This window comes from Caulobacter vibrioides (assembly GCF_002310375.3).
GTDB classification, from domain to species: Bacteria; Pseudomonadota; Alphaproteobacteria; order Caulobacterales; family Caulobacteraceae; genus Caulobacter; species Caulobacter vibrioides_D.
Window position 1 is genome coordinate 2,964,533 of sequence record NZ_CP023315.3, and the last position, 11,795, is coordinate 2,976,327.

Annotated in this window: 12 protein-coding genes and 2 pseudogenes; 7 read left to right on the forward strand and 7 right to left on the reverse strand. The window is 69.1% G+C overall.

Features of this window, described 5'->3' with window-relative positions:
* Positions 1–4 precede the first annotated feature (4 nt).
* Complete coding sequence (locus CA606_RS14060) at positions 5–1,156, reverse strand: phage portal protein (RefSeq protein WP_096050560.1); 1,152 nt, start codon at positions 1,154–1,156, stop codon at positions 5–7.
* 123 nt (positions 1,157–1,279) lie between these two features.
* On the opposite strand from CA606_RS14060, the gene CA606_RS14065 reads away from it, so the two are divergent.
* A complete protein-coding gene (locus CA606_RS14065; protein ID WP_233282153.1) occupies positions 1,280–1,675 on the forward strand; it encodes an endonuclease domain-containing protein in 396 nt (131 codons plus the stop codon).
* Positions 1,676–1,763: 88 nt separating this feature from the next.
* Here CA606_RS14065 and CA606_RS14070 read toward each other — a convergent pair whose 3' ends face one another.
* Together CA606_RS14070 and CA606_RS20165 are read right to left on the reverse strand one after the other, a co-directional pair.
* Positions 1,764–3,062, reverse strand: coding sequence for a DNA-packaging protein (locus CA606_RS14070; RefSeq protein WP_233282154.1), 1,299 nt, complete (start codon positions 3,060–3,062; stop codon positions 1,764–1,766).
* Positions 2,947–3,354 (reverse strand): hypothetical protein, encoded by a 408-nt coding sequence (locus CA606_RS20165; RefSeq protein WP_233282155.1) that lies wholly within the window; start codon positions 3,352–3,354, stop codon positions 2,947–2,949. The genes CA606_RS14070 and CA606_RS20165 overlap by 116 nt, the downstream gene beginning before the upstream one ends.
* Before the next feature lie 263 nt (positions 3,355–3,617).
* Between CA606_RS20165 and CA606_RS14075 the strand changes: the two genes are divergently transcribed.
* On the forward strand, positions 3,618–5,204 hold the full coding sequence (locus CA606_RS14075; protein WP_096050558.1) for an aldehyde dehydrogenase (NADP(+)): 1,587 nt from the start codon (positions 3,618–3,620) through the stop codon (positions 5,202–5,204).
* A 300-nt stretch (positions 5,205–5,504) separates the two neighbouring features.
* On the opposite strand, the gene CA606_RS14080 is transcribed toward CA606_RS14075, so the two are convergent.
* Together CA606_RS14080 and CA606_RS14085 are read right to left on the reverse strand one after the other, a co-directional pair.
* Entirely contained in the window at positions 5,505–5,906 is a 402-nt protein-coding gene (locus tag CA606_RS14080) for a c-type cytochrome (RefSeq protein ID WP_096050557.1), read from the reverse strand.
* Positions 5,907–5,920: 14 nt separating this feature from the next.
* Positions 5,921–7,516: a flavin monoamine oxidase family protein gene (locus tag CA606_RS14085; RefSeq protein ID WP_096050556.1), complete on the reverse strand. Its 1,596-nt coding sequence runs from the start codon at positions 7,514–7,516 to the stop codon at positions 5,921–5,923.
* A 271-nt stretch (positions 7,517–7,787) separates the two neighbouring features.
* Here CA606_RS14085 and rutB point away from each other — a divergent pair, with 271 nt between their 5' ends.
* The 4 genes from rutB to rutA all read left to right on the forward strand — a co-directional run bounded on the left by rutB (position 7,788) and on the right by rutA (position 11,071).
* Entirely contained in the window at positions 7,788–8,507 is a 720-nt protein-coding gene (gene rutB / locus CA606_RS14090) for a pyrimidine utilization protein B (RefSeq protein WP_096050555.1), read from the forward strand.
* A 145-nt stretch (positions 8,508–8,652) separates the two neighbouring features.
* Positions 8,653–9,042, forward strand: coding sequence for a pyrimidine utilization protein C (rutC, locus tag CA606_RS14095; protein ID WP_096050554.1), 390 nt, complete (start codon positions 8,653–8,655; stop codon positions 9,040–9,042).
* 4 nt (positions 9,043–9,046) lie between these two features.
* Positions 9,047–9,847, forward strand: a complete 801-nt coding sequence (gene rutD / locus CA606_RS14100; RefSeq protein ID WP_096050553.1) for a pyrimidine utilization protein D — start codon at positions 9,047–9,049, stop codon at positions 9,845–9,847.
* 159 nt (positions 9,848–10,006) lie between these two features.
* Entirely contained in the window at positions 10,007–11,071 is a 1,065-nt protein-coding gene (rutA, locus tag CA606_RS14105) for a pyrimidine utilization protein A (protein WP_096050552.1), read from the forward strand.
* Here rutA and CA606_RS20175 read toward each other — a convergent pair.
* A pseudogene (locus CA606_RS20175) lies at positions 11,068–11,139 on the reverse strand (hypothetical protein); the annotation flags it as partial. The gene rutA and the pseudogene CA606_RS20175 sit on opposite strands and share 4 nt — an antisense overlap.
* A 53-nt stretch (positions 11,140–11,192) precedes the next feature.
* Here CA606_RS20175 and CA606_RS20640 point away from each other — a divergent pair.
* A pseudogene (locus tag CA606_RS20640) lies at positions 11,193–11,261 on the forward strand (hypothetical protein); the annotation flags it as partial.
* Positions 11,262–11,273: 12 nt separating this feature from the next.
* On the opposite strand, the gene CA606_RS14110 reads toward CA606_RS20640, so the two are convergent.
* Positions 11,274–11,780: an FKBP-type peptidyl-prolyl cis-trans isomerase gene (locus tag CA606_RS14110; RefSeq protein ID WP_096050550.1), complete on the reverse strand. Its 507-nt coding sequence runs from the start codon at positions 11,778–11,780 to the stop codon at positions 11,274–11,276.
* Positions 11,781–11,795 lie beyond the last annotated feature (15 nt).

The following is an 11,795-nucleotide window of genomic DNA, read 5'->3' on the forward strand; positions in this document are numbered from 1 at the left end:
GATTTTACTGCTCCAACCCCGCCAGCCGCCGGCGCTCGGCGTCGGTGAGGAAGCTCGCCGCCTGCAACCGCCCCCACAGGGCGTCGCGCTCGGCCGACAAGGCCGGGACGGCGTCGAGGTCCGGGGCGATCGTCGCGCCGGGGACCTTCGCCCCCAGCCAGCCGGTCAGGGCCCGCGCCGCGCGCTGGGCCAGCGGAACCACCGTGCCGCGCCAGAAGGCGGCGTTGGCCTCGCGATAGTTGGCGTAGGTGTTGTCGCCGGGAATGCCCAAGAGCTGCGGCGGCACCCCGAACGCCAGGGCGATCTCGCGGGCGGCGGCGTGCTTGCCTTGCGTGAAGTCCATCTCGGCTGGGCTGAGCGACATGGCCCGCCAGTCGAGCCCGCCCTCCAGGAGCAGCGGCCGGCCGGCGTTGGCGGTCCCTGAGTGGGCGTTGGCCAGCTCGGTTTTCAGCCGGTCGAACTGCTCGTCGGTCAGGCGGTCGCCGGCGTCTTTGCTCGAATAGACGAGCGCGCCGGAAGGCCGGGCCGAATTGTCCAACAGCGCCTTGTTCCAGGCGCTGGAGGCGTTGTGCACGTCGATCGCGAAGGCGGCGGCCTCCAGCGGCGAGAGGCCGTAGTGGTCGTTGGTCGGATTGAACAGCTTCAGATGCAGCACCGGCAGCCAGCCGTCGCCGTCGCGCCCGATCCGCACCGTGCGCCCGGCGGCCTGATAGTCATAGGCCAGCGGCCAGCCGCGCGGCCCAGGAACCACGGTCATCCGGTCGGGCCGCAGGGCGTAGAGCTCGCCAATGGACCTATTCTCAGCGCCCTCGCCCGCCGCCTCCAGATAGGCGTTGCCGGCCACCTGGAGGTTACCAAAGAACGCCTCCATCAAATCAGGCCCGCCCTGTTCGGGATTGGGCCGGTCGAGCAGGCGCTTCAGCGGGTGATCATCGGCGCGCCGGCCCTCGACAAACACCGCGAGCGGCGTGGCGGCGGCGGCCTCGGCGATCATCCGCACGCAGCGATAGGCCACCGGGTTCTTGGCGAACCCCTCGGCGGCCAGCGCGCCATAGTCCCTGGGCGTCCACTGCGGCCGCCCGCCGGTAGTGAGCGCGATCAGCCGCGCAGCGCGGGAGTCCTTGGCCTCAGGCGGGCGCGGTTTGGAGAAGAGCATGGGGGTGCGCTCCGGGGGGATGGAGTTGAGAACGAAGAGTGAACAATGTAGGGTGGTGGGGAAGGCGTAGATCAACGCCTTCCCCTAGCGGGGGAGGTGTCGGCGAAGCCGACGGAGGGGGACGTGAAACGACCCGAGAAACCTTGCATCGCCCAGGCAAGGACGCTGCGACGCCAGATGTCGTTGCCCGAGGTGCTGTTGTGGAACGGCCTGCGAGGCGGACGCCTCGATGGCCTGAAGTTCCGCCGCCAGCATCCGATCGGGCCGTATGTGCTCGACTTCTATTGCCCGGCCGCTCACCTGGCGGTCGAAATCGACGGCTGGTCCCACGCGACGGCGGATCGTCCTGAGCAGGACGAGATCCGTGACACGCGACTGGCCGAACGCGGCGTCCATACGCTGCGGATTCCGGCGAGCGAAGTCTTACGGTCGGTAGACGATACGTTGGCGACTGTCCTAGAGGCCGCGCGTCCGTGGAAACAAAATCCTCCCCCTCGCGGGGGAGGTGTCGGCCCATAGGGACGACGGAGGGGGAAGTTCTGCTGGCCAGGCCTCTTCCCCCTCCGGTCCTTCGGACCACCTCCCCCGCTGGGGGGAGGATTTTTTATTAGAGCGCCCTAAGCCTTGGCCGCCTCACCTCGCCCAGCATCAGCTCGCTCACCGCCCAGACCAGCGCATCCGCGCGGTCGGGGCTGTGTTCCAGGTCGCCGGAGCCCAGGGCCATCAGCTCCTCCTCCAGCGCTACGAACGCGCCGCAGTGCAGGACCCGGCCTTGCTCGTACAGGGCCGCCACCGGCTCGGCGCGGGCGCGTTTTCCCACCGAGGCGCGAACCAGTTTCACGCGGCACGGCGGATCGGCCTGGGCCAGCACCGAGCGGACCATGTCGCCGCCCTGGTTGGCCTCGGCCACGAGGGCGTCGGCGGTCCAGGTGCGCGCGGCCGCCACCGCCCGCCCGGCCCAGCCGGCGGGAGACAACCCCCGCGCGGTCTCGTCGGCCAGGACGAAGGCGCGGTCGTCGCGGCGGCCGACCACCACGATGCCGCAGGCGTCGCCCGTGGCGGTGGCCGGCGGGTCGACGGCCACGACCACGCGGTCCAGGCGCGCCGGCCGCGCGGCGCGGCACCTCGCCAGGTCCTCGGCGCGGAAGAGGCCGCCGTCGGTCTCGACGACGACGCCGTCCAGCTCCTGGGCCGCCAGGCGGGTGCCGCCGTAGAGGCTCTCCAGCGTGCGCAGGAAGGCGGGCGCCAGGTTGCCGGCGTTGGCTTGGGTGCCGGCGCGGGTCAGGGCAACGCCGGGCTCGGCCATCAGGGTCTTGAGCGCCCGGTGCGGCTTGGGCGTGGTGGTGACGACAAGGCGCGGATCCTCGCCCAGGCGCAGACCAAAGCGCAGCATGGCCAGGGTCTCGGCGGGCTTTGGCCAAGCGCAGAACTCGTCGGCCCAGGCGGCGTGGAACTGCGGCCCGCGCAGGGACTCCGGGTCTTCCGCCGAGAAGGCGTAGGCGACCGCGCCGTTGGGCCAGACCAGGCGCCGGCGCGAGGCTTCCCAGCGGGGGCGGAACACGGGTCCGCCCATGGCTCTCAGGCCTGACGGCCCCTCGATCATCACCTCGCGCACGTCGTGCAGGGTGGGACCGATCAGCGCCTGGCTCGGATAGGCCAAGGCGTTCCAGGTGATCCAGCGCGCGCCAGCGAAGGTCTTGCCCGCGCCGCGCCCGCCCAGCATCAGCCAGGTGGACCACGGGCTGAACGGCGAGGCGAGCTGATGGATCAGCGGCTCGGCCATCGCCGCGCTAAGCAGGCGTTGTTGATCCTCGGGGGCCAAGGTCGCCACCGCCGTCGCCAACGCCCTCATCATCTCGACGCTTGAGTTCGAGCAGCTCAGCGAAGCGAGTGAAGCGGGCGACAAGAGCGGCTTGAAGCTCTTCGGGGTCGTCCGGAATGCCGTCATGCATGGAGGCCTCGTCGTCATCGGCCGCCTCGTCGGCGGCGGGTTTGGCTTTGGGCTCGGGGACCATCGTCGCCACCGCCTTGACCGATCGTGCAAAGACCCCGCAGGCGCGGGCGTCCTTCTCGATCTGGGCGCGTTCGGCGGGGTCGGTGGAGGTTTCGAAGGCGGCGATGAGCGTGTCCATCTTCGCCTGGAGGCGGGTCTGCAGCGTCGCGCTCCAGTCCCTGACCTCGTCGCTTCTTCCGGCCATGACACAAAGATACGGCGCCAGCGGGCGCGGATGATTGGCGAGCGCGTAAAAGTGACAAGTCACTGAATTCGCGCGACTCTATCCCGCCTATTCAGAGCGTTCAGCCTGGCCAATCCCCATCATCGAGGCCCTTGGCGGGCAAGGTCGCCGCGAAAACCGGCCCGCCGGGGGCGCCGAATTGGCTATACTGCGTCGAACGCGCATGGACATGTCATGTTAGCGCTCCCATATAGCGGCACCACTCCATAACCAGCGGGACGACCATGGCGCATCTGACGGGCGAGCTTCTGATCGGCGGCGAGCGCCGCTTGGGAACCCACGGCGAGATCAAGGGCGTCAATCCGGCCACGGGCGAGACCCTGGAACCGGCGTTCGGCGGCGCGACCAAGGCCGATGTCGAGGCCGCCTGCGCCCTGGCCGCCGAAGCCTTCGGCCCCTACCGGTCCCTGCCCTACGAGACCCGCGCCCAGTTCCTAGAGTCGATCGCCGAGCACATCGAGGCCATCGGCGATGATCTGATCGTCCGCACCATGGCCGAGACCGGCCTGCCCCGCGCCCGCCTGGAAGGCGAGCGCGGCCGCACCGTGGGCCAGCTGCGCCTGTTCGCCGGCGTGCTGCGCGACGGCGGCTTCCTGGAGGCCCGCATCGACCCGGCCATGCCGGACCGCAAGCCCCTGCCGCGTCCGGACCTGCGCCTGCGCAACGTGCCGCTGGGCCCGGTGGCGGTGTTTGGGGCCAGCAACTTCCCGCTGGCCTTCTCGGTGGCCGGCGGTGACACCGCCTCGGCCCTGGCGGCCGGCTGCCCGGTCATCGTCAAGGCGCACCCGGCCCACCCCGGCGCCTCGGAGCTGGTCGGCCGCGCCATCCAGGCCGCCGTCGCCGCCTGCGGCCTGCCCCCCGGCGTGTTCTCGCTGATCCACGACAGCGGCTATGAGGTCGGCCAGGCCCTGGTCGCCGACGCGCGGATCAAGGCCGCCGGCTTCACCGGCTCGCGCCGCGGGGGCCTGGCTTTGATGGCCATCGCCCAGGGCCGCCCCGAGCCGATCCCGTTCTATGCCGAGATGAGCAGCATCAATCCGGTGATCCTGCTGCCCGCCGCCCTGAAGGCGCGGGCCGACAAGATCGCCCCGGACTTCGTGGCCGCCCTGACGCTGGGGGCCGGCCAATTCTGCACCAATCCCGGCCTGATCCTGGCCATCGACGGCCCGGAACTGGACGCCTTCGTCGAGGCCGCCGGCCAGGCCGTCGCGGCCGCCCCGGCCTCGGTGATGCTGACGCCAGGCATCTGCCAGGCCTTCGCGCATGGGGTCGCGGCCCTGACCGACGCGGCCGAGGTCACGACCGTGGCGCGCGGCGTCCCCGGTCCCGACGGCAGCCACACCGGCCGCGCGGCCCTGTTCAGCGTCACGGCCGCCGACTTCCTGGCCAACCCGCACCTGCACGAGGAGGTGTTCGGCGCCGCCTCGCTGGTGGTGCGCTGCGCGGGCCAGGCCGAGCTTGAAGCCGTCATCGCCGCGCTCGAGGGCCAGCTGACGATCGCCATCCATATGGACGAAGCCGACCACGGCGTCGCCGGCGCCCTGCTGCCCGCCCTGGAGCTGAAGGCCGGCCGCATTCTCGTGAACGGCTTCGGCACCGGCGTCGAGGTAGCCCCCGCCATGGTCCACGGCGGCCCGTTCCCCTCGACCTCGGATGGCCGCACGACCTCGGTCGGGACCCTGGCGATTGCAAGGTTCCTGCGCCCGGTCAGCTACCAGAACCTGCCCGAAGCCCTGCTGCCGGCGGAGCTGAAGACGCAGAACCCGCTGGGCGTGGTGCGGCGGGTCGATGGGGTGGTGAAGCTGGGGTAGTCAAAATCCTCCCCCCAGCGGGGGAGGTGTTGGCTCGAAGAGACGACGGAGGGGGAAGAGGCAAGGTCAGCGGCACTTCCCCCTCCGGTCGCTGCGCGACCACCTCCCCCGCTGGGGGGAGGATTGGGGACCTCCGCGCCCGTTGTTTAGACCGTGAAGCCAGGCTCAACAAAATCCTCCCCCTAGCGGGGGAGGTGTCGACCCGAAGGGGCGACGGAGGGGGAAGAGGCAGGCTCTCCAGCACTTCCCCCTCCGGTCGCTGCGCGACCACCTCCCCCGCTGGGGGGAGGATTTAAGTCTCTAATGCCCCCCGGCGCTCGGCGGCTTGGCGAACTTGGCGACGTCCGCTTCCGTCACCGGCTTGGCGTAGCTGTTGCCGAAGTGGGTGCGGACATAGGTCACCGCCTCGGCCATCTGGGCGTTGCTGAGCGTGCCGGCGAAGCCGGGCATGGCGCCTTGGCCGCGCGCCACGACCATGATCGGATAGGCCGCCCCGGCCAGCTTGGGGTTTGAGGCGAGGCCCGGAATGGTCCCCGCCCCGACCGCGCCCTTGGCGTCGGCCATGTGGCAGGCCTGGCAGACCGCGCCATAGACCTGCTCGCCGGTGACGGGCTTGGCGGCCCGCACCACCCCGCCGGCCGAGTCTTGGGCAAAGGCCGGAGCAGCGACCAGGGTCGCGGCCAGAAGAAGAGACATCCGCATGTCAGGGCTCCCGATCAGGCGCTCAGGGCGCGTTTGTGCAGGCGGGTGATGGCGTCGAGGGACGACAGCAGCGCCCCCTCCATCCAGCAGCCGACGTAAGACGCGTGCTCGCCGGCCAGGACGATCCGGCGGTCCATGGCCACCAGGGTCTGGTAGTGCTGCTTGCGCGTCTCCTCGTTCCAGCGGGCGCAGCAGCCCAGGGTCCAGGGCACGCGGCTCCAGGCCACCGAGGCGCCGGTCCGGAACTCCTTGCGGTAGCTCGCCGGATGGATCACCGAGCCCTGGGCCAGGGCCACCTCGATCCGCTGCTCGGGCGTCATGCCGGCCAGGCGGAAGGCGCCGAGGTCGCGGGCGAAGGCGCCCAGCAGCACGGCCGGGCCGTCCTGGAACAGGTTGTTGTTGGGATAGGAGATCAGGCCGATCTCCTGGTCGGTGAAGCTGTGACCGCCGTAGATGTCGTCGTCCTCCTCCCAGAAGCGACGGTTCATCTCCAGGCCCATCTTGACCTGACCCGAGTAGGGCACGGCCTTGATGGCGGCCATCATCTCGTCGGTGACGGCCAGGTCCATTTGGCCCAGAATCCCCAGCGGGATCGTACAGACGCACCAGTCGCCCTTGGCCTCGGTGACCTTGCCCGTGACGGTGTCGGCGTAGGTGACGACCACGCCCTTGTCGTCCTGGGCGATCTTGCTGACCTTGGCGTTGTAGGTGATCAGGCCCTCGACCTGCTTGGCGAAGGCCTTGCCGATCATGTCCATGCCGCCCACCGGCTGGAACATGGTGGTCTGCATCTCGTGGTTCATGAAGAAGCCCATCGAGGTCCAGACCTGCGGGTCCAGGACGTCGTGCAGGCTGTAGAGGTCGTCGGACGGGATCGGCGCGCCGTCCACGCCGCCGCCGCCGGGCCGCTTGTAACCCCGGTGCGACGAGGTGCGCAGCGAGGCGGCGTACTTGTAGTCCTTGTCCAGCATGCCCCAGCCCTTCAGGGCTTCCAGCAGGCGCTCGCGGTCCTCGGGCGTGACAGCGTCGTCCAGGGCCTTGGCGTTGACCGACTTGGCCAGGAGCTCGGCGATATTGCCCTCGAAGTCGGCGGCGGCGGCGTTGAAGCGCACCGGCTTGCCGCCGAAGGCCTGGGACGAGTGGATCCAGCCCGAATGGTTGAACTGGATGAACGGCTCCAGGGCCACCCCGAACTGCTTGCAGTAGTGCAGCAGGGTCCGATGGTGGTGGGGAATGCGCCAGGGGCCGGGGTTGAAATAGTTACCGGCCGCATAGCCGACCTTCTGGGTCGCGCCGCCCAGCTCAGTGTAGGTGTCGCCGCCGCGAAGCGACCAGTTGCGGCCGCCGGCCCGGTTCTGGAACTCTAGGATGGTGACCTTGTAGCCGGCCTTGCGCAGCTCGAACGCGGCCAACAGGCCCGCAAGGCCCGCGCCCAGCACGATGACGCTGGCGCCCGGCCGCGCGCCTTGCAGGTTGGGCGGGCCGGGAAAGCGCGTCTCGGCCGCGTGGCCCAGCGAGGTCATGGCCTGGTAAAGGGCCGCCGTGCCGCCGACCTTGGCGATGGCGGAAAGAAGCTGACGCCGGGTCGGCGTGCGAGCGCCCGATTGCATGAAACTAGATCCCCACGAACCGCCGTACCGGCGGTGTGCGTTAAGGGCTAGCAGGGCGCGGCGTGGCCGCGAGCCTTGGCGGCGTTCAGGCTCGCAGGATGCGGCTCAAGCCTCGATTTCTCGGCACAAGGACGATCCAGCTGCGCGGGAACTGTGCAGGCGCCGCGTCAGGCGGCCAGCGCCCGCCGCGAGGTCTTAGGATCATCGCCGGCTTGGCGTTGATCGGCCGAATGTGTTCCATGAACGCCGGACCCAATCGGAGCCCTCGCCGATGACCTCAACGATCACCCCGCTCTCGCCTGGCTGCGTCATGCTTCCGGCCCGGCCCGAGCCGCTGCCGGTGGACCCGAAGACCACGGCGGTGATCGTCATCGACATGCAGAACGCCTACGCCTCGCCCGGCGGCTATCTGGATTTGGCGGGCTTCGACATCTCGGGCGCGGCCAAGGTGATCCACGAGATCAAGGGCGTGCTGGAGGTGGCCCGCAGCGCCGGCATGACCGTGATCTATTTCCAGAACGGCTGGGACGACGGCTACGTCGAGGCCGGCGGTCCCGGCTCGCCCAACTGGTGGAAGTCCAATGCGCTGAAGACCATGCGCGCCCGCCCCGAGCTGCAGGGCAAGCTCTTGGCGCGCGGCCAGTGGGACTATGAGCTGGTCGACGATCTGACGCCCCAGCCGGGCGACATCCGCCTGCACAAGACCCGCTACTCGGGCTTCTTCAACAGCCAGCTGGACAGCGTGCTGCGGGCGCGCGGCATCCGCCATCTGGTGTTCGTCGGCATCGCTACGAACGTGTGCGTCGAGTCGACCCTGCGCGACGGCTTCATGCTGGAATATTTCGGAACCGTGCTGGAGGACGCCACCCACCAGGCGGGCCCCGACTTCGTCCAGAAAGCCGCCCTGTTCAACATCGAGACCTTCTTCGGCTGGGTGTCGACCACGGCGGATTTCAAGGGGACGTTCGGGCAGTTGGCGCCGACCGAATAGCTGTCATCCCGGCCAAGCGCGAAGCGCGCCGAGCCGGGACCGCAACAGGCGCCGGCGTATCCGGCGGTCCCGGCTCTCCCCCCGGCTCAAGGCCGGGGTCCGGCCGGGATGACACGCTCTAGGAATTAGAAGAGGAACGACCCCCATGCCCAAGACCGTCATCACCCCGCCCGGGACCCAGACGCCCATCGCCCCGTTCTCGCCCGGCACGCTGGCCGACGGGATCGTCTATGTCAGCGGCACCCTGGCCTTCGACAAGGACAACAACGTCGCCTTCCCCGGCGACGCCGAGGCCCAGACCCGGCAGGTGCTGGAGACCATCAAGTCGGTGATCGAGACCGCCGGCGGCACGATGGAGGACGTGACCATGAACCACATCTTCCTGACCGACTGGGTCCACTACGCCCCGATGAACAAGGTCTATGCCGAGTACTTCCCCGGCGACAAACCGGCCCGCTATTGCATCCAGTGCGGCCTGGTGAAGCCGGGCTTCGTGGTCGAGATCGCCTCGGTCGCGCACGTGGGCAAGAAGTAGCCGCATGACCACCGGAACCGTCGACGGCCTGCACTACGAACTCCATGGCGGTCCTGTCGCCGGGCGCGAGGTCGTGCTGTTGTCGTCGGGCCTGGGCGGCTCGGGCGCGTTCTGGGCGCCGCAGATGCAGGCCCTGACCCAGCGCTGGCCGGTGGTCACCTATGATCATCGCGGCACGGGCCGCAGCGTTCGCGACCTGCCGCCCCGCTACACGCTCGCCCACATGGCCGATGACATGGTCAAGGTCATGGACGCCCTGGGTCTGGCCAAGGCCCACGTGGTCGGCCACGCGGCGGGCGGCAATGCGGGGCTGCAACTGGCGCTGGACCACCCCGATCGCCTGGGCAAGCTGGTGGTGGTCAACGGCTGGAGCCGGCCTGATCCGCACATCAAGCGCTGCTTTGACACCCGCCTCCATCTACTGAACGACACGGGCCCTGAGGCCTATGTCCACGCCCAGCCGATCTTCCTCTATCCGGCCGACTGGATCTCGCGGAACCACACCCGGCTGATGGCCGAGGAGGCCCACCACGTGGCCGCCTTCCCGCCGCGCGAGGTGATGCTGGCCAGGATCAACGCCCTGCTGGCCTTCGACATCGACGCGCGGCTGGAAGAGATCACGCACCGGGTGCTGATCAGCGCCAGCGCCGACGACATGCTGGTGCCGATGCTCTGCTCCCAACGCCTGGCCGGCCGCCTGCCCAACGCCGACTTCCAGCAGGTCGCCTGGGGCGGGCATGGCTTCACCGTCACCGATCCGGAGACCTTCAACGAGGCTCTGGTGAAGTTTCTGGAGGGGACGTGATGGTGCGTCCGCAAATCCTCCCCCCAGCGGGGGAGGTGGCGCGAAGCGCCGGAGGGGGAAGTGCTGCTGCCCCTGCCGCTTCCCCCTCCGTCGTCTCTTCGAGCCGACACCTCCCCCGCTGGGGGGAGGATTTCCCATTTTCAGAAGGTCCATAATCCCATGCAGGTCGGCGTCTTCATCCCCATCGGCAACAACGGCTGGCTCATCTCCGAGACCTCGCCGCAGTACATGCCCAGCTTCGAGCTGAACAAGGAGATCACCCAGAAGGCCGAGAAGTACGGCTTCGACTTCGCGCTCTCGATGATCAAGCTGCGCGGGTTCGGCGGCAAGACGCAGTTCTGGGAGCACAATCTGGAGAGCTTCACCCTGATGGCGGGTCTCGCCGCGGTGACCTCCAAGATCAAGATCTTCGCCACCGTGGCCACCCTGACCATCCCGCCGGCCATCGTGGCGCGCATGGCCTCGACCATCGACTCGATCGCCCCCGGGCGCTTTGGCGTGAACCTGGTCACCGGCTGGCAGAAGGCCGAGTATTCGCAGATGGGCCTCTGGCCCGGCGAGGCGCACTATACCGACCGCTACAACTATCTGGCCGAATACACGACCGTGCTGAAGGACCTGCTGGAGACCGGCGTTTCGGACTTCAAGGGCAAGTACTTCACCATGGACGACTGCCGGGTCAGCCCGCACCCGAAAGAGACCAAGCTGATCTGCGCCGGCTCGTCCGACGAGGGCCTGGCCTTCACGGCCCAGTACGCCGACTACAGCTTCGCCCTGGGCAAGGGGACCAACACCCCGACCGCCTTCGCCTCGGTCAATCACCGCCTGGAGGCCGCCGCCGCCAAAACCGGCCGCGACGTCCAGTCGTTCATCCTGTTCATGATCATCGCCGACGAGACCGACGAGAAGGCGATGGCCAAGTGGCAAAAGTACCGCGACGGCGCCGACCAGGAGGCCCTGGCCTGGCTCACGCAACAGGCCGCCCCCAACGCCAAGGCCGGCGCGACCACCAACACCCAGCAACTGGCCGCCCCAGAGTCGGCGGTGAACCTGAACATGGGCACGCTGGTCGGCAGCTATGAGAGCATCGCCCGCATGATGGACGAGATCGCGCAGGTCCCCGGCACGGCCGGCGTGCTGCTGACCTTTGATGATTTCGTCCAGGGGGTGGAGGATTTCGGGACGAAGATACAGCCGCTGATGAAGAGCCGGAAGGGCGGCTAGTTGCGACCTCTCCTCCCCCTTTGGGGGAGGGGGACCGCCGAACGGCGGTGGAGGGGCCAGCCGAACGGTTCAGCCTCTTCTTGTCGGGAGCAGAACGCGCGCGAAGTCCGCCGGCCACAGGATGCAAGGCCATCGCTCAGGGCCCCTCCACCGGCGTTCGCCGGTCCCCCTCCCCCAAAGGGGGAGGAGAGCCGATCTTGCATCAATCCACCGACAGCATCCCCTCCAGCTTCAGGCGGAACACCAGGGTGCTGTCGGGTGGGATCTCGCCCATGTCGCGCGAGCCGTAGCCCAGCTCAGCCGGGATGAAGAGCGTCCACTCGTCGCCGACCTTCATCAGCGGCAGGGCCTCCAGCCAGCCCCGGATCAGGCCGTCGGCCGGCATGATCGCCGCCTTGCCGCGCGCGAAGCTGCTGTCGAAAACCTGCCCGTTCAGCAGCTTGCCCTCGTAGTTGACCTTGATGATATCGCCCAGCTTCGGCGAGGGGCCGTCCTTGGGGCCCGAGGCGATGACCTTGTACTGCAGGCCCGACGGCAGGCTGACCACGCCCGGCGCCTTGGCGTTGTTGGCGAGGAACGCCTTGCCGGCGGTCGCGGCGGCCGAGGGGCCGGCGTTCAGCTGCGGCGGGGCCGAAGGCGTGACCTGGGCATGGGCGGCGCCGGCGGCGGCGAGAGCGGCCGTGACGGTCAGGGAAGCAAGAAGGCGCATGGGTCTTTCGAGACT

Bases quoted from the DNA above. Each gene is read 5' to 3' on its own strand.
- CA606_RS20165 (WP_233282155.1), bottom strand. From the start codon at position 3,354: ATGGCCGGAAGAAGCGACGAGGTCAGGGACTGGAGCGCGACGCTGCAG.
- CA606_RS14080 (WP_096050557.1), bottom strand. From the start codon at position 5,906: ATGCGGATGTCTCTTCTTCTGGCCGCGACCCTGGTCGCTGCTCCGGCC.
- rutB (WP_096050555.1), top strand. From the start codon at position 7,788: ATGACCTCAACGATCACCCCGCTCTCGCCTGGCTGCGTCATGCTTCCG.
- CA606_RS14075 (WP_096050558.1), top strand. From the start codon at position 3,618: ATGGCGCATCTGACGGGCGAGCTTCTGATCGGCGGCGAGCGCCGCTTG.
- rutA (WP_096050552.1), top strand. From the start codon at position 10,007: ATGCAGGTCGGCGTCTTCATCCCCATCGGCAACAACGGCTGGCTCATC.
- CA606_RS14110 (WP_096050550.1), bottom strand. From the start codon at position 11,780: ATGCGCCTTCTTGCTTCCCTGACCGTCACGGCCGCTCTCGCCGCCGCC.
- rutC (WP_096050554.1), top strand. From the start codon at position 8,653: ATGCCCAAGACCGTCATCACCCCGCCCGGGACCCAGACGCCCATCGCC.
- CA606_RS14060 (WP_096050560.1), bottom strand. From the start codon at position 1,156: ATGCTCTTCTCCAAACCGCGCCCGCCTGAGGCCAAGGACTCCCGCGCT.
- CA606_RS14085 (WP_096050556.1), bottom strand. From the start codon at position 7,516: ATGCAATCGGGCGCTCGCACGCCGACCCGGCGTCAGCTTCTTTCCGCC.
- rutD (WP_096050553.1), top strand. From the start codon at position 9,047: ATGACCACCGGAACCGTCGACGGCCTGCACTACGAACTCCATGGCGGT.